At 42.7% G+C, this 20,124-nt stretch carries 21 protein-coding genes; 6 read left to right on the top strand and 15 right to left on the bottom strand.

Annotated elements, in window-relative coordinates; genetic code table 11:
• Positions 1 to 61 precede the first annotated feature (61 nt).
• Positions 62 to 1,018: a ring-cleaving dioxygenase gene (locus NSS78_RS06180; RefSeq protein WP_003212217.1), complete on the bottom strand. Its 957-nt coding sequence runs from the start codon at positions 1,016 to 1,018 to the stop codon at positions 62 to 64.
• A 318-nt stretch (positions 1,019 to 1,336) separates the two neighbouring features.
• Between NSS78_RS06180 and NSS78_RS06175 the strand changes: the two genes are divergently transcribed.
• Positions 1,337 to 2,662: an amino acid permease gene (locus tag NSS78_RS06175; protein WP_226805075.1), complete on the top strand. Its 1,326-nt coding sequence runs from the start codon at positions 1,337 to 1,339 to the stop codon at positions 2,660 to 2,662.
• On the opposite strand, the gene NSS78_RS06170 is transcribed toward NSS78_RS06175, so the two are convergent.
• From NSS78_RS06170 to ggt, 14 genes are all read right to left on the bottom strand, one after another.
• On the bottom strand, positions 2,663 to 3,001 hold the full coding sequence (locus tag NSS78_RS06170) for a bh protein (RefSeq protein ID WP_034619978.1): 339 nt from the start codon (positions 2,999 to 3,001) through the stop codon (positions 2,663 to 2,665).
• Between the two features lie 63 nt (positions 3,002 to 3,064).
• Entirely contained in the window at positions 3,065 to 4,021 is a 957-nt protein-coding gene (locus tag NSS78_RS06165) for a sugar-binding transcriptional regulator (protein WP_050945210.1), read from the bottom strand.
• 93 nt (positions 4,022 to 4,114) lie between these two features.
• Positions 4,115 to 4,900 (bottom strand): SDR family oxidoreductase, encoded by a 786-nt coding sequence (locus tag NSS78_RS06160; protein ID WP_309216787.1) that lies wholly within the window; start codon positions 4,898 to 4,900, stop codon positions 4,115 to 4,117.
• Positions 4,878 to 5,579, bottom strand: a complete 702-nt coding sequence (locus NSS78_RS06155; protein WP_233421732.1) for an SDR family NAD(P)-dependent oxidoreductase — start codon at positions 5,577 to 5,579, stop codon at positions 4,878 to 4,880. The genes NSS78_RS06160 and NSS78_RS06155 overlap by 23 nt, the downstream gene beginning before the upstream one ends.
• Before the next feature lie 25 nt (positions 5,580 to 5,604).
• Positions 5,605 to 6,987 (bottom strand): dihydrolipoyl dehydrogenase, encoded by a 1,383-nt coding sequence (gene lpdA / locus NSS78_RS06150; RefSeq protein ID WP_003211944.1) that lies wholly within the window; start codon positions 6,985 to 6,987, stop codon positions 5,605 to 5,607.
• A 12-nt stretch (positions 6,988 to 6,999) separates the two neighbouring features.
• Entirely contained in the window at positions 7,000 to 8,322 is a 1,323-nt protein-coding gene (locus NSS78_RS06145; RefSeq protein WP_106032377.1) for a dihydrolipoamide acetyltransferase family protein, read from the bottom strand.
• A 17-nt stretch (positions 8,323 to 8,339) separates the two neighbouring features.
• Positions 8,340 to 9,320, bottom strand: coding sequence for an alpha-ketoacid dehydrogenase subunit beta (locus tag NSS78_RS06140; RefSeq protein ID WP_034620051.1), 981 nt, complete (start codon positions 9,318 to 9,320; stop codon positions 8,340 to 8,342).
• 31 nt (positions 9,321 to 9,351) lie between these two features.
• Positions 9,352 to 10,335 (bottom strand): pyruvate dehydrogenase (acetyl-transferring) E1 component subunit alpha, encoded by a 984-nt coding sequence (gene pdhA, locus NSS78_RS06135; RefSeq protein ID WP_003211858.1) that lies wholly within the window; start codon positions 10,333 to 10,335, stop codon positions 9,352 to 9,354.
• A gap of 182 nt (positions 10,336 to 10,517) precedes the next feature.
• Positions 10,518 to 11,549: an alcohol dehydrogenase catalytic domain-containing protein gene (locus NSS78_RS06130; RefSeq protein WP_309216536.1), complete on the bottom strand. Its 1,032-nt coding sequence runs from the start codon at positions 11,547 to 11,549 to the stop codon at positions 10,518 to 10,520.
• Positions 11,546 to 11,992, bottom strand: coding sequence for a hypothetical protein (locus NSS78_RS06125; protein ID WP_003211419.1), 447 nt, complete (start codon positions 11,990 to 11,992; stop codon positions 11,546 to 11,548). The genes NSS78_RS06130 and NSS78_RS06125 overlap by 4 nt, the downstream gene beginning before the upstream one ends.
• A 66-nt stretch (positions 11,993 to 12,058) precedes the next feature.
• A complete protein-coding gene (locus NSS78_RS06120) occupies positions 12,059 to 12,337 on the bottom strand; it encodes a PTS sugar transporter subunit IIB (RefSeq protein ID WP_309216535.1) in 279 nt (92 codons plus the stop codon).
• Positions 12,338 to 12,356: 19 nt separating this feature from the next.
• Positions 12,357 to 13,730, bottom strand: a complete 1,374-nt coding sequence (locus NSS78_RS06115; protein ID WP_003210771.1) for a PTS transporter subunit IIC — start codon at positions 13,728 to 13,730, stop codon at positions 12,357 to 12,359.
• A gap of 53 nt (positions 13,731 to 13,783) precedes the next feature.
• Positions 13,784 to 14,251: a PTS sugar transporter subunit IIA gene (locus NSS78_RS06110; protein WP_106029849.1), complete on the bottom strand. Its 468-nt coding sequence runs from the start codon at positions 14,249 to 14,251 to the stop codon at positions 13,784 to 13,786.
• A gap of 460 nt (positions 14,252 to 14,711) precedes the next feature.
• Positions 14,712 to 16,463, bottom strand: a complete 1,752-nt coding sequence (gene ggt, locus NSS78_RS06105; RefSeq protein ID WP_253622704.1) for a gamma-glutamyltransferase — start codon at positions 16,461 to 16,463, stop codon at positions 14,712 to 14,714.
• 227 nt (positions 16,464 to 16,690) lie between these two features.
• Here ggt and NSS78_RS06100 point away from each other — a divergent pair, with 227 nt between their 5' ends.
• The 5 genes from NSS78_RS06100 to NSS78_RS06080 all read left to right on the top strand — a co-directional run bounded on the left by NSS78_RS06100 (position 16,691) and on the right by NSS78_RS06080 (position 20,039).
• Complete coding sequence (locus NSS78_RS06100) at positions 16,691 to 17,149, top strand: ASCH domain-containing protein (RefSeq protein WP_309216532.1); 459 nt, start codon at positions 16,691 to 16,693, stop codon at positions 17,147 to 17,149.
• Between the two features lie 206 nt (positions 17,150 to 17,355).
• Positions 17,356 to 17,973 (top strand): DUF47 domain-containing protein, encoded by a 618-nt coding sequence (locus NSS78_RS06095; protein ID WP_003212390.1) that lies wholly within the window; start codon positions 17,356 to 17,358, stop codon positions 17,971 to 17,973.
• 15 nt (positions 17,974 to 17,988) lie between these two features.
• A complete protein-coding gene (locus NSS78_RS06090; RefSeq protein ID WP_003210927.1) occupies positions 17,989 to 18,987 on the top strand; it encodes an inorganic phosphate transporter in 999 nt (332 codons plus the stop codon).
• A gap of 136 nt (positions 18,988 to 19,123) precedes the next feature.
• Complete coding sequence (locus tag NSS78_RS06085; RefSeq protein WP_050945221.1) at positions 19,124 to 19,894, top strand: type II toxin-antitoxin system SpoIISA family toxin; 771 nt, start codon at positions 19,124 to 19,126, stop codon at positions 19,892 to 19,894.
• Positions 19,863 to 20,039, top strand: a complete 177-nt coding sequence (locus tag NSS78_RS06080; RefSeq protein ID WP_080984789.1) for a type II toxin-antitoxin system SpoIISB family antitoxin — start codon at positions 19,863 to 19,865, stop codon at positions 20,037 to 20,039. The genes NSS78_RS06085 and NSS78_RS06080 overlap by 32 nt, the downstream gene beginning before the upstream one ends.
• Positions 20,040 to 20,124: the final 85 nt, after the last annotated feature.

Here is a 20,124-nt window from a genome sequence, read left to right as displayed (position 1 = left end):
ATCTGACAAAGAATGCGGGGGGTTTGTCTATACGCTGAGCAGCTCATCATGAGCTGCTTTTTTATGATGACTGAATTGGCGTTAATCTTTGTTCTATTTCTGCTCGTTTGTGCTCTAGAAATGGCGGAAGGGCTAATTGATCGCCAAGCTCATCTACTCCTTCGTCCACTGTAAATCCAGGGCCGTCTGTTGAAATTTCAAATAAGATACCATTCGGTTCTCTAAAGTAAAGGGCTTTAAAGTAGAAACGTTCCACAACACCAGAGTTCGTGAAGCCTGCTTTTGATATTTTGTCATACCATTTTTCCAGTTCCTCTGCATCTTCCACGCGAAAGGCTACGTGATGCACACTTCCTCTGCCGGAACGCTCAGAAGGCCCTTCAGTTTTTTCGATCACATGAATTTCTGTTCCAGCACCGCCATTTCCTGACTCAAAAATGGTCACGATCTCACCATCATTTGATTGTTCACGCGCTCTTTCGGTGAAGCCAAGGATGTCTGTTAAAACACGGATCGTTTTGTCCGCTTCTGCAACAGTTAATTCCACTGGACCCAAACCTCTAATGGCAAACTCTGCCGGAATATCATCATGCACTGGCGGTGAGCCTGCTTCTTGTGCGTTCGGTTCTACTGTTAAAAATAGCTGCTGCCCTTCTGGGTCTTGAAAGCGCAAGGCAGGTCTGCCCCCTCTCAAGGAAGCCGTTTCTTGCTGTACGTCTGTCTCTTCAAAACGCTTTTCCCAAAATGAAAGTGCTTCTTCAGAAGAAACGAGAAGGCCTGTGCTTGTGATCGCGTTTGTTCCTTTCAAACGACGAGCGAGCATTGGAATTTCAAAGAATGTGAGCTCCGTTCCCGGTGAAGCGACCTCATCTCCATAAAATAAGTGATACATAGATGGGTCATCCTGATTGACCGTTTTCTTTACAAGTTTTAAGCCAAGAATCTGGCGGTAGAAATCAACATTTTTTTGAGCATTGGCTGTTAATGCAGATACGTGGTGAATTCCATTGATTTTCATTACGTTCACTCCTATTTCTAAATATCTCGAATTCAAGATAATATCCTTATGAATAAAATAGGTCATTTCTCAAGAAAAGTCAACCATTTGGCTAGATGTTCGGTTTCTAACGATAAAATTAACATTAAATCAAAAATAATCTTTTATTGTTCGCTTTTAACGAAACATTTACCCTGATATCTCCAATAAACGAACACTTTTAAATACAAATACGAAAATCAGAAAATTTTTTTAATTCTTGTTTTCCTAAAATCGTATTACAATGAACAAAATACATGTCACAGTAACGTACGAAAGTGATGCAGGAGGTCGCGAGTAATGAACAAAGAACAACCAGCGTTAAAACAGGACATCGGCTTATTTTTCGCCCTATCTCTTGTCATCGGGACGATTATCGGGTCCGGCGTCTTTATGAAGCCAGGCAACGTCCTTTCCTATTCAGGAAGCTCAGATATCGCATTATTCGCTTGGCTGCTGGGCGGCATTTTAACCCTTGCAGGCGGACTCACTGTTGCTGAAATTGGTACACAAATCCCCCGGACTGGCGGATTGTATGCCTACCTTGAAGAAGTGTATGGTGAGTTTTGGGGCTATTTATGCGGCTGGGTGCAGATTATCATTTACGGACCTGCCATCATCGGTGCGCTCGGTCTTTATTTTGGTTCATTGTTAGCCAATTTATTTTCTCTTTCTTCTTTATGGTCGACAACAATCGGCATTATCACTGTTTTATTTTTATGTTTAATTAACATCATGGGAACAAAATACGGCGGTTTTGTTCAAGGGCTGACCACCATCGGAAAGCTTGTCCCGATTGCCGCTATTATTGTGTTTGGCTTATGGAAAGGAAACGAAAATATTTTTATGGCTGTCAACGATAGCATCGCTCAAATGAACTTCGGTGCAGCGATCTTGGCTACGTTGTTTGCCTATGACGGCTGGATATTGCTTGCAGCACTTGGCGGTGAGATGAAAAACCCAGAGAAGCTGCTTCCTCGTGCAATGGCAGGCGGGATTTTAATCGTCACGGCTTGCTATCTCTTTATTAATGTCGCTCTTTTGCACGTGTTACCAGCAGATCAAATCGTACAGCTTGGAGAAAATGCGACAAGTACTGCTGCGACAATGCTCTTTGGACCAATCGGCGGTAAGGTCATTAGTATCGGCATCATCATTAGTATCTTTGGCTGTTTGAACGGAAAGGTTCTTTCATTCCCACGTGTGATTTTCGCGATGGCAGAGCGAAAGCAAATTCCTTTCGCAAACGCGATCTCGCGTATTCACCCTACATTTAAAACACCGTGGATTGCTGTATTTGTACAAATTTTGATCGCCATTGTGTTTATGGTCGTCAGCAATCCAGAAAAGCTGTCAGAGGTTTCGATCTTCATGATCTACATCTTTTATGTCATGGCCTTTTTCGCAGTCTTTAAACTGAGAAAACAAAACAAAGGAATCGAACGTGCTTATAGCGTACCACTTTATCCGCTCACACCAATCGTTGCGATTATCGGTTCTTTATTCGTCTTAATCAGCACCATGATCACCGACTGGAAAAGCTGTCTCATCTCTATGCTGATCGGGATTGCTGGACTGCCTATTTATTATTATATGAAAAAAACACACAAAAAAGCAGAGCGCTAATCAGCTCTGCTTTTTTTTATATTGCTTAATCACTTTGTATGATTCGTTTAAATATCTCATGAGCCGGTATGGCTTACTAAGCACGCGGATTGGGAGTCTTGAGATAAATCCATTCAAATTCGCCTTATATTCCTGCGTCATCCGCTTTGGCTTTGTCGCAATTTTTTCGTATACTTCTTTGTAAAATTCCTTCATGATGTCGACTTTCACACTGATCTTCTGATGACACTCTGTACACTCAACGCTTTTCATCTGATCATTCACATAAACGATGCTGTGGAGGGTCTCTTCTTGGCACCGAGTACAATGTAGGTTCGCTTCCATTTCGGTTTTCTTCAAGATACACAGCTCCTTTCTCGTTTGATGTTGCTCTTTTTATACAATTCGATGGGTATTAGCCGTTTATTGGACGGAAGCTTCCTTTAAAATGGCTGCGGCCGTTAGTTCGTCTGTCACCAGTACTTGAATAAAGCCGCCATTTAAAGCCCCTAAAATACTTTCAGCCTTATGGGTTCCTTCTACAACAGCGATGACCGTTTTGACGCTCTTTAACTGCTCCAGTGATAAACCAATGACCTTTTGGTTCAGTTCATCTTGGACAGGTTTGCCTTGACCGTCAAAGAAACGAAAGCCAATATCACCAACAGCCCCTGATTGCCTTAAACCAGATAAATCTTCTTCTTTTAAGTAACCAACTGTTTTTAACGTTGAACCTTTATGCGGGTTGCCAATACCGATGAGGGCAATATCTACATTTTTACCTTCTTCAAGCACAGCTTCTATATCCTGCATTGCCATGAGCCGCTCTTTTAATTCTTCTGTTTCTAAAATCGCCGGGGCATATAAATAGGAACACGTGCCATTCATTTTCTTTGCCAGCTCATATGCCAGCTGATTGGCATGAATGTCGACTGCCTGCCTGCCCATTCCGCCCTCTAATGGAATGACCTTCACATCATTTCTTCGCTCGAACGGGTATTCCTTTACAAGCTCAGACAGTGTAGTTCCCCATGAAATGCCGATTTTCTCCGCGTCTTTCATGTTTTTAGATAAATAATAGGCGCCTGCTTGACCGACTGCCCGCTTCACCATCTCAGACATTGTCCCGACGCTTGGGACAACGACAGCATCTGTTAATTGAAAAGTTGTTTCTAGCTGTTTTTCCAGTTCCACCGTATGAATACTTTCATCTTTAATGTACACCTCAACGATTCCCACATCTTTTGCTTTTTGTAAGAGCTTTGAAATGACTGGTCTTGAGACATTGAGCTTTTTTGCGATTTCCTGCTGCGTCCACCCGTCTGTATAATAAAGATGAGCAACTTTGACGAGCTGTCGTCTTTCTTCCCAATTCAGCATGTGACATCATCCTTTTAATATACTATGATTCCCAGTATACCAAACATTCGTTTCTAATTGGCACAATTGTTATGAAAATGACAAAAAGAGCGATTACCTCTCCGCTCTTTTTCCCTCCGTATATTTTGGCTGATACGTTCTCCCGCCGTCTAACAGGATAATTTGTCCGTGCAAGTAGCTTCCCTCTTCACTTGTAAGAAATAAAGTGAGTCCTGCGATATCCTCTGGTCTTCCTAATCTCCCGACAGGAATGAGCGATTGTAGCTGCCTTTTCTCCACCTCAGTAGGATAGAGCGTATCAAGCATTTGAGATTCAATCACGCGGGGTGCAATCACATTGATACGCACATGGTGTGCCCCTAATTCCTTTACAAGCGAACGCATCAGGCCAAAAGCACCTGCTTTTGAGGCGTAATACTGAATTCCACCGCCTGAGCCAGTGATAGCAGATCCTGATCCAATCACGACAATGCTTCCTTCTTGCCGCTCACATATATAAGGTGCTGACGCTTTGATGCAATAGTAAAGACCATACAAGTTCACAGCCAGTGTCTTTTTCCAAAGTGAAAAATCGACTTCTAAAAAAGGAAGTGATTTTGTCATCCCTGCTGAATACACAAGATGAGCAATGCCGCCTAGCTCCCTTTCAGCTACTGAAATCATCTGCTGAACACTTTCCCACGATGAAACGTCAGCTTGAAATGTCAGCAGCTCAGAGTGCTGTTTTTTTAAAAGTGAAAGTCCTTGTTCATCTATATCAGACACAGCCACTCTGTGCCCTTCTTTTAAAAAACGCTCGGCAATTTCCTTTCCAATCCCTTGGGCACCACCAACGATGAGAACCGGTTTTTGATCATTAGCCAGCACTCTCACCCCCATCAAGCATAATCGCTGCACCATCAGTAAATGCGCCATATGATGTACTTAAAAAGACCGTCATATGGGCCACAGTCTCCTTGATTTGCTCTGCATTAGGAATCAAATGGAGAGGGGGCGGTAATAAGGCGAGCACCCGAATGCCTTTGTCTTTAAATTCTCGCGCCAGCCCTTTTGTCATGGCATTCAGCATGGAATTCGATGTCGCATGTGAAATCCCGCCATCACCTGTGATACTGCCTGATGACGATATATTAATAATGCAGCCTTTTTTCTGGTCAACCATGTGCCATACGGCAGCTTGACTGGAAAGAAAGACAGTATTCACAGCTGTTTCCACTTCGTCCATCCACTCATTAGGGTGAGCGGCATCAAGCTCCGCCTCAGCTCCTTGCGCTGCTTGATTGACCAAAATATCCAGTTTCCCGCACGTATCGATCACTTGCCTCAGCATACGCGTGGCATCACGCGGCGTTTCTAGCGGATTCATGATGATACTCGCCTGACCGCCCATTTTTTGAATGTCTTCACAAATGGTTCTAGCCTTTGATTCATCATGAAATGTGTGTAAAAAAACATGTGCACCTGCCTGGGCTAAAGCCAGGCAGATGGCTTCTCCAAATCCATCTGTGCTACCTGTCACAAGTGCCGCTTTCTGATGAAGCTGGACGTGCACATGCATCTCCTCCCTATCCCTTGTTTGGCATTTATTTTCTCAGCTTACTCACGATATCAAGAGCTGCTTCATAAAAACCTTCTGAGATGGTCGGATGCGGATGAATCATTTTCGCCATCTCTTCTGCTGTTCCTTCTAAATACATAAAGGAAGAAGCTTCTGAAATCATTTCTGTGACATGCGGACCAACCATCGTTGCACCGATCACTTCACCATATGCTGTATCGTACACCAATTTAATAAAGCCTGTTTGAACACCTGCCGCTAACGCTTTACCGCTTGCCGCTAAATCAAATCGTTCAGTTTGTACGCTGAGCCCTTTAGCTTTTGCCTCTTTCTCCGTAAGACCAACACTTGCCACCTCTGGTAATGTATAAATACATCTAGGCATAATATCAGCATTCATTTTTTCAGGCACGCCGCAAATATTGCTGACCGCAACAGCAGCCTCTGCCATCGCCGCATGAGCCAGCTGATAACCGCCGGCGACATCCCCAACTGCGTATACACCTTCAGCACTTGTCTGCATCCGATCATTCACCTTGATAAACGGACCATCATGCTGAAGATCAAGCTGGTTAACAGCTGATACATTCGGTCTTCTTCCAACGCAGACAAGCAGTCTTTCCGCTGTAAAGATGTGCGTCTCCCCTTTATCATCTGTTGCATGAACCGCTTTGACTCCTTCGCTTTCCGTCACCTCTGTCACAGTGGTTTTCTTCGCGATATGGATGCCCTTTTTCTTGAGTTCTCTTTCTAGCAGCTTAGATGCTTCTTCATCCTCTTGCGGGATAATGGACGGTGCCGCTTCAATAATGGTGACTTTTGATTGAAGACTTTGGAAGATACAAGCAAGCTCAAGACCAATGACGCCTCCGCCAATAATGACGACAGAAGCAGGAATATCTGGGATGTCAAAGATTGTATCACTTGTATCAAATGAAATATCTTTAAGCCCCGGTATTGGCGGAATAGCTGGTGTAGATCCAGTAGCAATGATTAACTCTTTCGTTTCAATCGATTCTGATCCATCTTGTTTTTCAATCTCAATCCGATGCTTTGTCACCGCTGTACCTCTGCCGTTATATACATCAATCTTTCCTTGCTTTAATAAAAAAGCGATTCCACCTCTGAGCTTTTCAATGACGTCATCTTTGCGCTTTCTCATTTTATCGAAGGAAAGAATCATGTCACCTGTTTCGATTCCCCAGCTTTTCGCCTTCTCGATTGATTCAATGACTTCTGCATGTTTCAGCAGGGTCTTTGAAGGGATACAGCCTCGATTTAAACAAGTACCGCCTAGAAAATCCTCCTCAATCAAAGCAACCTTCCGTCCGCGCTCAGCCGCTTGAAGGGCGGCAGTATACCCGCCAGGCCCTCCGCCAATGACTGTCAGATCATACGTTTTCGTCATCCGATTCATCTCCTACATTAGCAATTCAAATGGTTGTTCAAGCACTTTTTTAAGGTCTGTTAAAAAGGCAGCCGCTGGTGCGCCATCTACTACTCGGTGATCAAACGATAAACTGACACCCATCATTGGCCGCACCTGAATTTCTCCATCTACTGCAACAGGTTTATCTTGAATCCGTCCTACACCTAAAATCGCCACTTCTGGCTGATTAATGATCGGGGTAAAGGTATCAATGGCATACATGCCTAAGTTACTAATCGTAAAAGTGGATCCTTTCAGCTGGTCAGGAAGCAGTTTTTGATCGCGTGCGTTTCGGCCAATTTCTTTCGCTTCTTTTGTTAGTTGTTTTAATCCTTTTTGATTCGCATGAGAAATGACTGGTACCATCAAGCCGTCTTTCACTGCAACAGCGAGACCAATGTGTACATCTTCATGGAAATGAAGCTCATTTTGTTCAAATGTCATATTGATCTGCGGGTGGCGCGTGAGTACATGGCTGACCGCATGAATGATGATTTCTGTGAACGACAGCCGGTAGCCTGTCTCTTTTTCAATCGCCGGAAGTAACTGCTGACGCACTTCTTTCGCTTTCGTCATATCAATTTCACTTGTTAATGTGACGTGCGGTGCTGTAAAGGCACTTTGTGACATGCGATCAGCAATCACTTTTCTCATGCCAGCTAATTTTTGTGTTTTCACAGGCGAAGCCTCTTTTGTTTGCGTTGCTGCTTGTACGTCACTCTTCATGATCTTACCGTGAGCGCCAGATCCAGAAACTGCTGCTAAATCAATTCCTTCACGAGCAGCGACTTTTTCTGCAAGTGGTGAGACGCGCTGGTCTTTCTCGCTAGAATGAACGACTGCCTCGACGTCCCGCTTTTGGACTCTGCCTTTTGGCCCTGTACCAGATACCTCTTGAATCGCCACATGATGATCCTTTGCCGTTTTTCTCGCTGCGGGCGTGGCACGTACTTTTTCACCAGATGTTTTTGGGGCTTCAGTAGAACTGGATGAAGACGAGTCTGGTGAAGACGATTCGCTGCTTTCTGAGGAATCCTCATCTGCCTGTGCTGGCGGCTCGCTCGGCACCTGTTCATTTGCCTCTCCGATATATCCAATAACAGCATTGACTGGAATTTGATCATCAGCTTCGTAGTATTTCTTTAGAAAAATGCCGTCATCATAGGCTTCCACCTCGATGTTGATCTTGTCTGTCATAATTTCAAAAAGAGGCTCACCGATTTCAACTGAATCTCCTTCTTCTTTCAACCATTGAAGCAAGGTTCCGATCTCCATCGTACTGCTTAGCTTCGGCATAAATATCTCTTTTGGCATGATCTTCTCCCCTTTATTTAAGAGCGTACAAGCTCTTTTGCTGCTTCAATAATATCTGGCACTTGTGGAATGACCGCTTTTTCCAGCGTCGGGTTGTATGGTATTGGGACTGCAAGGCCGCCAAGTCGTTTAATCGGCGCATCTAAATAGTCAAACGCTTCACTTTCCGCTATCATACTTGCAATCTCTCCACCGTAGCCGCCTCGTTTGACAGCCTCATGAACCACGATACATTTACCTGTTTTCTTCACAGATTCGATAATGGTTTCTTCATCTAATGGGACAAGTGTTCTTGGGTCAATGATTTCAACATCGATTCCCTCTGCTTCTAGTTCCTTCGCCGCTTCTAATGCTTTGTGTACCATAATCGCTGTTGCTACAATTGTGACGTCTTTCCCGCTTCTTTTCACATCAGCTTTCCCTAAAGGAATCGAATAAGGCTCTTCAGGCACTTCGCCGATTGTTTTATATAAAAGCTTGTGCTCGTAGAAAATGACAGGGTTGTCATCATCCATTGCTGCTTTTAAAAGTCCTTTGGCATCATAAGCTGTTGAAGGCTGAACTACCTTTAATCCCGGAATATGAGCCATCCACGCTTCTAAGCTTTGTGAATGCTGCGCTGCGGCACCCGTTCCTGATCCTGCTGGTGTTCTCACAACGAGTGGTACTTTTCCTTTTCCGCCAAACATGTATCGTGTTTTGGCTGCTTGGTTTACAAGCTGATCCATTGCGATTGTAATAAAGTCAGAGAATTGAAGCTCTAAAATCGGACGCATACCTGTCAAAGCCGCTCCGACTGCACCTCCTGCGATGGCAGCCTCAGAGATTGGTGTATTGCGTACGCGCTCCGGACCGAACTCTTCAATCATGCCGCGCGTGACCCCAAAAGCACCGCCATATACGCCGATATCCTCACCTAAAATGAATACATCTTGGTTCTCTCTCATTTCCTGACTCATAGCCTCTCGAACGGCTTCTAAATATGAAATCTCTCTCACTGTTGTTTTTGTCACGTGATTCCCCTCCTAATTAGGCGTATACATCCTCTAATAGTGTATCGATTGACGGTTCTTTACTGTTTTTAGCGAATTCTACAGACGCTTCAATTTCCTGCTTCGCTTCTTCCTGCAAGGCCGCTGCCTGCTCTTCTGTCAAAACATTCAGTTCAATCAAGAGAGACTTAAAGCGCTTGATTCCGTCTTTTTGTCTCCACTCTGTTTCTTCTTCACGTGTACGGTATTTTTTCGCATCACTCTTAGAGTGACCTTTCCAGCGATACGTTTTCATTTCAATAAGTGATGGACCTTCTCCAGCTCTTGCGCGGCTGACTGCTTCATCTACTGAGTTCATAATCTCGACCATGTCATTTCCATCAATCGATTTCCCAGGTATTCCGTAGCTTTCTGCTCTTGTTGAAATGTCTTCAATGTTGATCATTTCTTTTACAGGGCCAGACATGCCGTACTGATTGTTTTCACAAATGAATACAACAGGCAGATCCCAAATGGATGCAAGATTTAGCGCTTCGTGAAAGCTGCCTTCATTTGTCGCTCCATCTCCGAAGAAACAAAGAACAACATAGCCTTCCTGTTTCATTTTAGATGTGAGCGCTGCACCTGTTGCCAGCGGGATACCGCCGCCAACGATTCCATTTGCGCCAAGGTTCCCTTTTTCTAAATCAGCGATATGCATCGAGCCGCCTTTTCCTTTGCAATAGCCAGTCTCACGTCCGAATAGTTCTGCCATCATCTTATTGACCTCTGCACCTTTTGCAATACAGTGACCATGTCCACGGTGCGTGCTGACGATCTTATCTTCGTCCTTTAATACGGCAATTGATCCAACAGCTGACGCTTCCTGTCCGACACATAAATGAGTGGTTCCATGGATAAGTCCTTTGGCAAAGAATTGATCGACCTTTTCATCAAAATATCTCACTAACCACATTTGTTTATATAAATCTGCTAATCTCTCATGACTAATCTGTTCAGGCAAAGTGATTTGTTTTTGCATTTCTTCTCTCCCCTTTACATTTGTTCTTATGTGTTACATTTGTAATTATCATACGTTTAAGTATCTTTGAAGTCAAGCATTTCTCTTTCATTTTTAAGCGTTTTCATCTTTTATCAGAAAAAAAGAGAAAGGCAAAGCCCTTTTCTAAAGAACTTCTCTTTCTCTTCCAATCTCCTAGGTTCTCATTCATCTGGGTACATCATGATTTTGACACTCTCACCTTCAGGGTGCCTTGCGCATTCTATCGCCTGAAGGAGCTGACTTAACGGATAACGATGCGTCACCATCTTTTCTGTGTTGACCACTTTTGCTCTTAAAAGTTCAAGGGCTTCAAGGTAGTGATAAGGATGTGAGGAATAGGCTCCTACTACTTTCACTTCATCATGGAAAAATCGATCAGCCGGAATGGAGACGTCTCCCTTTGGAAAATGAGCAAACACTAAAATCGTTCCGCCTCTCGCTACCGATTGAAATGCTTCTTTTAAAAGCGCACTACTCCCAACAGAAATAATGACGAGGTCTGCTCCCTTTCCATTTGTTTCTCTCATGACCCGGTCTTCCACCGGCTCAGAGGCTGGATGAAAAGCGACGTCTGCACCTAAATTTCTCGCTTGCAGCAGCCGGTTCTCATTCACATCCGTTATCATCACTTTCCCAGCTAAGTAATGTTTGGCAAGCTGTAGTTGAATGCAGCCAATTTGCCCCGCTCCAAGGATCAGTACAGAATCTCCTGGATGAAGAGGTGCTCGTTCAAACCCGTGCAGGCAGCAGGCGACTGGCTCCACCATCGCCCCTTGCTCATATGAGACATCATTCGGGAGCTTGCCCATTGTGTGCTTGACATGTAATGCAGGGACGCGGATATACTCTGAAAACCCGCCTGGCTCTACATTAGTGGCTGCAAACTGCGGACACATTGTATAAAACCCCTTTTGACAAAAGTCACAAGTGAAGCAAGGTACATGGTGCGCAACATAAACCCTGTCTCCCGTTTTTATATTTGTCACATTTTTTCCGGTTTCAACAACATCTCCTGCGATTTCGTGCCCTAGTACCGTTCCAGGAGGTACCGTCTCATGTGTTGCTTTGTAAATATCTGTGCCGCATAAGCCGCAGGCACGCATTCTTAATAGCACTTCATCATTACCAATCGCAGGCCGGTTCCGCTCCTCATACCGAATGTCCTCTGAAGAATAAAAGACAGCTGATTTCATGTAGCTGCATCCTCCTTTTCATCACCTTTCGCAAAATCCTGCAACGTTTGCACAAGCTGCTTGTACTCACTCATCTCACTGGATATCCAGTAACGTCCTCCGAATATGCGAGATGGGCCCACCCTGACATAGACTTTTCCGATATGAGGGTATGGCTTGATAAAAAGCTTTCCTTTAATATCAGAGACCGCATATGTGTGCCATCTGCCAAACGCTCCGATTTTGAGTTTATCTTCACTAATGATGACGTTTGTCGGCTGGTTCAGTCCAGTGATGCTAGAAAGCATGAGGATAGGCAGCGTATAAACGCCTAACACAGCTAACGGTTCAGGCCCTGCTGACATTAACGTATAAAGAGACCAAAGAAAAAACAGACAGATGAGTACGGCTGGAAGAAAAATAGACAACACTGCAGACGTTCGGCTATAAGCATGATGCTGCATGAGACGTCCTCCTTTCAGATACATAGAAGGAGCCAGGAAAGCAAAGCTCCTCCATGGAATGATTGTTTACTTAATATGATCGATGATTTTTTCAATATCATCTTCAATGCCAAATCCAGTTAAAAAGGATAATGTTTGAATCACAGGCGTTCCTTTCGTATCACTCACTGGTGTTGTCGTTACGATTAAATCGGCGCCTTCCGCTTTTTGCGGGACTTCAGATGCCTTGCACTGTTCCACCACGACATCATATCCTTTTTCCTTTAACTTCTCTTCGACCTTTTTGGCAACAACCGTTGATGTTGCAACCGCTGTTCCGCATGAAACCAATATTTTCTTTGCCATAAGAATCCCTCCAGCTCTTTTATTGATCTTTCTGATCTAAGCCCATTTCTTTCGCATACTGCTTTCTAATATCATTTCGCACCCAGTACCATAGGAGCGCATAAGCCAGAGCACAGATGATGGCTGCAATAAAGTACGGGTTGCTCGGATCAAGAAGTCTCACCATGATCCAAGGAATGACGTGGGAACCAAGGTCAATACCTGAAATCATATTGGCTCCTTCTGGGAAGTCAAACCCGACTGCTTTCCCCATTGTTGTCGCAAGCGGTGCGAGATTCGTTGCGATAAAGAAGACAATCATTAATGTAAAAATACTGTTAATAAGACCACGAATAATGTTTCCACGAGCGGCTGCTACTGCCCATACAACTGTAAATGGTAGAACTGATAAGTCAGCAAACGGCAGCATGCCATTGTAAGGGAGAACGACTGCAAGTAGAATCGTAATCGGCACCATAAGAAGGGCTACCGCCATATTCGCCGGATGACCAATCACAATCGCTGTATCTAAACCAATATAGACATTTTTCCCAGGGAAGCGCTTTTGAATATAAGAACGAGCGCCTTCAGAGATTGGAATAAGACCTTCCATTAATAACGCAACCATTCTTGGCATTAGGACAAGAACTGCTGCCATTTGAATACCAAGCGTCATGACGCCTTTCGCATCATAGCCGCCTAAAAGACCAATAATGATACCAAGTATGAGACCCATCACAAGCGGTTCGCCAAAAATACCAAAACGTTTCTTCAATGTTTCTGGATCAGCATGAATTTTGTTTAAGCCAGGGATCTTGTCAATGATACGGTTGGACGCATACATAAGCGGTGCGAAGTTGACCGTTTCAGCATGAGCCATCGATACGCCTTTCAATCCAAAATGGTGTTCGATTGTCGGTGCCGTCCAATCAGCTAATTTAAGCGTGATAGCAGAGACGATCAAACCAACAGCAAGTGCCAAGAACATATTATGATAAGCGTAGTAAGTCACAGAGGCTGCGAAAATCAAATGCCAGAAGTTCCAAATATCCACATTCAGTGTTTTTGTAAAGTTAACGGACAATAAGATGACATTTAACAAAAGCACAAGAGGAATCATCAAAGGGGCAACAGGTGTACCGAAGGATATAGCCGCTCCAATCGGCCATCCAACATCCAAAATATCGAGCTTTAGGCCAAGGGAATTAACCATGGCTTTTGCTGCTGGCCCAAGGCCACTCACAAGCAAATTAATGACAAGGTTGACACCGACAAACCCAATTCCGATCGTAATACCGGCTCGGAAGGATTTCTTAAAGCCTTGCCTTAAAATCATACCGAAAAGCGTCATAATAATCGGGAGCATAATAGTTGGTCCAAGGTCTAATATAAAATCGACAGCTTGCTTGATCATACATCCACCTCCTGGATTTTTCATATAAAGCGCTTACATTATTTTGTGAAAGGCTATTGGTTTAATTCTTTCTGAAGCACAGCAACCGCTTCTTCATACGACGTCATATCAGACAGCTTCGTCATCACCTCTTCTTTTCTAAAAAGTGTCATGAGCTTCTCTAACATCACAAGCTGCTTACTAGGTTCAGAGATTGCTAGGACGAACACAATTTTAGCCAGCACAGTTTCATCAGGGCTCCCCATCTTGTGAAAGATAACAGGTTCCTTTAAAGTGGCTACACTAATCGCCGGTTTGTTCACATGCTCAGGATCTGTATGTGGAATTGCTACCCCAAAGGTCGCAAGTGGAAGGCCCGTAGGATATGTTTTTTCTCTTTCAAGCACCGCTGGTAAAAAGCTCGACTTAATATATCCTCCCGCTTCTAATCGCTCTGCTAAATATGTGGTCACCTCCTCTCTTGAAGATGCATCGTACTGCAGCTTAATCAGTTGTTCATCTAACTCAAACAAGTTGTTCAAACAACCACTCCTTTCATTTGGTATAAATATGAACACATGTAACAAAAAGAAAGAACATTTTGGAATAGAACCTTTTATAAAGCGCTTACAAATATGCATCCTGAAAAATGTTCAATGTTGTTACCTTTGTAAAGATATTATAATATTCTAAATTATAAGTCAATGTTCCTAGGGAAAATTTTATAAAAAAAGAGGCAGTCTTCTGCATCTTTCATCAACTCTGCTCTACTTCTTATTAAATGTGACTTCCTCTCTCTAATCACTCAGTACTTGCTCTTTGATGTCAGCAACAACATTATCATTCATACGGAAAAAAGGCCCTTAGCCATCGAAATACATACAGTCCTGTACTTCATAAATAGCGAAGCGTCTTCCGCTCTCTGATCAGCTATGTTTCATTTATTTAAATAAAAAAAGAAACGCCATCCTCAAGAGGCGCTTCTTTTCCCGGGAAATGTTCTTATTGGGCAGAGAGCTTTAAATTGACGCCAACGGCAGTTCCGTTTCTCGAGGAGTCAGCCACTCCAGTAAAGGTTCCTGCTTTTCGATCAATGAGTAGCGCTTGGACATTTCCTATATCAATAGGCGAATTGCCGAAACGATGTCCCATGTCATTAAGCTTTGTTCTCACATCGAGAGGGACACCTACTTCATAACGATAAGAAGTTGGGCTGTTTGTGTAAATTCTTGGTTCTTCAACTGCATCCTGAAGCTCCATCTCATATTCAAGCAAATTCAAAATGGTTTGTGAAACAGAAGCAATAATGGTCGTTCCTCCCGGTGAACCTACTGTCATGACAGGCTCATTATCTTTAAAAATGATGGTCGGTGTCATACTAGACAATGGTCGTTTATTCGGCTGAACTTCATTTGCTCCGCCTGGTCTTGCATCAAAATCTGTTAGTTCATTGTTTAAGAAGAAACCATATTCCGGGACGAGAATCCCTGTACCAAATAACTGTTCAATGGTTGTCGTGAATGACACAACATTTCCCCACTGATCGGCAACAGTAAAATGTGTGGTCTCACCAATGGTTTTATCTTCAGGCTGTGGAACAATAGGAGATGGATTTTTTTCATCCTCATACGCCCACGGATCTCCTTCTTTCGGGTTACGATTCTTTTGATCTAATTGAATAAGAGAGGCTCTTTCTGAAATGTAATCATCGTCTAATAGTCCTTTTAGTGGAACATCTACGAACTCGGGGTCGCCGGCATATGCAGCACGGTCAGCATAGGAGAGATGCATTGTTTCAGCAAGTAGCTGATATTTTTCAAATGATTTGGGGTCATATTGAGATAGGTTAAAGTGGTCAAGTATTTTGAGAATTTGCAGCATAAACACCCCGCCTGAGCTTGGTGGAGGCATACTTGCAAGCTGGTATCCTTTATAGTCTCCCCAGATAGGCTTGTCAGTCTCGACCTCATAACGACCAATGTCATCAGTTGTCATCGTCCCGCCAAAATCCTGGACTGTATTTGCAAGTGCCTTTGCTACTTTTCCTTCATAAAATGCTTTGCTTCCTTTTTTCGCAATGAGCTTAAATGTTTTTGCAAGACCTGGCTGAACTAGGAGGTCTCCTTCTTTGAGCGGCTGATCATCTGGAAGAAAGATTGGCGCTGCGGCCGTTTTTTTCAATTTTCCTTGATGATCATCAATGGCTTTTGCCAGAACAGAATCGATTTCAAATCCATCCTCTGCAAGCTCAATGGAAGGCTTAATCAATTCTTTCATCGAGCGGGTTCCCCACTTTTCTAATGCCGCCTCAAGACCTTTCACAGTCCCTGGAACACCAACAGCATTACCGTGTGTGGATCGCTCAGCAAACGGGATGACTTTCCCCTCATCTGTTAAAAACATGTCTGGTGTTGCGCCTTGTGGTGCTCTTTCTCGACTATTGATGATGGATGTTTCTTTTGTCTTCCCATCATAAACCATCATAAATCCTCCGCCACCAATTCCAGACATCATTGGCTCTGTCACATTCAGTGCGTACTGGATGGCAACAGCAGCGTCAACAGCGTTTCCACCTTTCTTTAATACATCTGCACCCACTTCTGATGCGAGTGGATGGGCAGTAGCCACCATGCCATCCTTCCCAACAGCTACTTTATTCCCATGAGTTTCGTTTGCAGTGACCTGACTGACAGGCAGAAAAAACGAGAAAACCAACAGACATATGGACAAAATAGTTAGAGAAATGCGTTTCATACACAACACCCCTTCCATATTCTTACTTTGACCATACCGACTTCTTGACCAGAATACAATAGATTATTCTAAAATTTCTAAATTTTTCATTATTTCTTCCTATATTCACCAAATATAAAGCGGATTTTCAAAACATATGACACATGTACAAAGTAGGGATAAAGACACTATCCTTTCAAGTCTTTGATTTCGCGGTATAATAAACGCATCACAAAGGGGGAAGAATGATGAATCAGCAGAGCACCTTATTTTGGGAAACTTATTGGAAAGAAAAATCAGAAAGCGCACCAATTGACGCATCTGTTTCCGCTTGGGCATTTGGAGCAGACCCAGATCATTTACTTGACCTTGTTCTGCAAGGGAAAAAAACAGCGACATGTTCTGGACATCTTTTTTACGAAAAGGAACAGGAGCCGCTTCCAAAGGCAGGACAATATGCGGTCATTTTGGACAGCCATGACGAACCAAAAGCCATCATAGAGATCACACATGTAGATGTCATGCCAATGAATGAGGTTCCAGAATCATTTGCCCAAGCAGAAGGTGAAGGCGATCTTTCTTATAACTATTGGTACAAAGCCCATCAAGCATTTTTCACAGAAGCACTCAAACCGTTCGGATTAGAATTTAAAGAAGACATGCTCCTAGTTTGCGAGCGATTTAAACTAGTTTATTCAGCTTCTTAAGCTTTAAGCGGCGCCAAGAATGGACCGCTTTTTTCATTTCTTTTCTCCTTTCTGAAAAAGGTGTGTTGAGAACACATCTTTAGGTCAGAATAAGATCAAATAGAAAAAGTGAAGAAATTTTCGACTACACCTGTTTTTTTTCGACAAAAGAATATATAATTATTTGATGTGTGCATTGTCTCATTTATACAATGGAGGGTTTTTACATGTTAAAAAGGAAAAAAGACAAGTTTTCCGTCTTGTTAACGGAAATTGCTAAAAATTTAGATGAAACTGCTGAGTATTTTGTTAGCTATAAAGTAACAAATCAAACCACTCTGAAAGAATTTTCTGACACATTGAAGGAATATGAGACAAAAGGTGATAATCATGTTCATACGATGATTAAAGAGCTGAACAAAGCCTTTATTACGCCGATTGAACGTGAAGACATTCTTCAATTGACGAATAGCCTCGACGATGTTTTAGATGGAATTGAGCATTTTTCAGCGACAATGGAAATTTATTCAATGACAAGCTCTGACGAACATATCGACAAATTCAGCCACTACATCAGAGAATGTGCAAAGGAAATTTTAATTACAATCGATTTACTGGCTGAAAATCGCTTAAAAGATATTCAACCACACGCAATCAAAATCAAAGAGATCGAGCATAATTGTGACAATCTTTATCGTAAATCACTAAAGAACTTGTTTGGAAAAGAAACGGATCCAATCAAGGTCATTCAATACAAAGAAATTTACGAAACACTTGAAGAAATTGCTGATTCCTGTCAAAGTGTTGCCAACAATCTAGAAACAATCATTATGAAGAATGCGTAACGGGGTTAGTTAAACATGGACACATTACTCATCCTTACCATATTTATTGTCATTTGTGCACTTGCTTTTGATTTCATCAACGGATTCCACGATACAGCAAATGCCATTGCCACTTCGGTTTCAACAAAGGCGTTAAAGCCTAGACATGCTATTATTATGGCAGCGTTCATGAACTTCTTAGGAGCAATGACATTTACAGGTGTGGCAAAGTCCATTACAAAAGACATCGCAGATCCTTTCACACTTCAAAACGGTTCTGTCGTCATTTTGGCTGCTTTAATTGCGGCCATTACTTGGAACTTGCTTACTTGGTATTACGGAATTCCGAGTAGTTCTTCGCACGCACTGATCGGATCAATTGCAGGAGCTGTTATTGCCTCTGCTGGTTTTGGCGCTTTAAACTATTCGGGGTTCATTAAAATCATTCAAGCACTGTTGCTTTCACCTATCCTAGCTTTCGTATTGGGATATATCGTGTATACCATTATCAAAATTATATTCAGAAACAACAATCTCGCAAAAACAAATAAACAATTCCGACGTGTTCAAATTTTAACTGCTGCACTGCAATCGTATACCCACGGAACAAACGATGCGCAAAAAGCGATGGGAATTATTACGATGGCTTTAATTGCAGGTAATTTGCATACAACTGACGACATTCCTTTCTGGGTACAATTCTCTTGTGCGCTTGCAATGGGACTAGGTACTTCTATTGGCGGCTGGAAGATTATTAAAACAGTCGGCGGTAAAATTATGAAAATTCGTCCAGTAAACGGAGTATCAGCTGACTTAACGGGTGCAGCTATTATCTTCGGAGCGACATTTATTCACTTACCTGTTAGTACCACTCACGTGATCTCATCTTCTATTCTAGGTGTAGGTTCTGCACACAGAGTAAAAGGAGTAAACTGGGGTACGGCAAAACGCATGCTCGTCACTTGGGTGATCACATTACCGATTTCGGGAACTCTAGGGGCTCTTATATACTTTGTGTTAAATGCGATTATCTAATATCAAAGACCTGTCAGACAGGTCTTTTTTTATTTGTCTGCACCCTTTTCCTGCAAGCCATTTTTTCATGAAGCAGGGTTTCCAATCATATCCATAGAAATGAATAAGTATCCATCTGTCTATGGGAGAGAAGAACATGCTATTATTTTTTCAATTGACCGTGTGGTTATTGCTAGGTGCTCTTGCTGTATATGTATTTGCCGTATGGCGCTTTGAACAAAAAGTAAAAGAAAAGATGTTTGCCATTCGTAAAACGTGGTATTGGATTTATGTAGCTGGTGCTGTTGTGTACTGGACAAATGACCCTTCTTCAATCTTCACCGATTGGATGCACTACTTGATTATTGCCGTTTTTTTTGCATTAACCGATGCATTCATCTTTCTCAGCTCCTATATTAAAAAACTCGGAAATCACGAACTGGAAACCGACACCCATCAACTCCTAGAACAAAATAACGATCTACTTCATTCTTACCTCAATAAGCTAAAAACGTACCAATACCTATTGAAAAATGAACCGATTCATGTATATTATGGAAGTGTAGAGGCATATATAGAGGGGATTGAACGACTCATTTATTCTTTTGCCGACAAAATGAATATTCAAGCGGTTCTTTGTCCATACGATACGCAGGAACAAAAAGATGACCTGCTGCGGACACTTGACCAGCGCTCTCTTATTCAGGCGAAGCTTGACAGGCAGGAAGTCTATTACGATGATTTCGGCAAATTGGTGCTCATCCCGTTTTCTGTAGCAGATGATCACTTCGTCATTAAGCTCACCTCTGATGACATTGTCACTGAGTTCGACTATTTATTAATGACGTCACTTACAACAATTTATGACCTAATCTTGCCTGACGAAGAGGAAGGTGATGAAGATGGACCACGCACTTCAAGGGGATAACAACAATCGCAAGAAAAACCCTTTTAAGATTTTAAAGAAAAAGCAACATATTAGTATGGCGGATTACAAGGTAAGCCCCCATACTGAGCGTATTTTTAAAAAGAATGAACAGCTATTGGATGAGTATAAAAATAAAAGGGCTTGATTACACTAAAGGACGCGGAACAAAATCCGCGTCCTGCTTCCATTTTCACATAGACTTGCATACAATAATCTATACGCTGCAACGA

The sequence above is a fragment of the Bacillus sp. FSL W8-0920 genome (assembly GCF_038593215.1).
In the GTDB taxonomy this organism is placed as follows: Bacteria; Bacillota; Bacilli; order Bacillales; family Bacillaceae; genus Bacillus; species Bacillus pumilus.
Note: the sequence above shows the minus strand (reverse complement) of the source record. Positions and strands in the feature narration are given on the sequence as shown.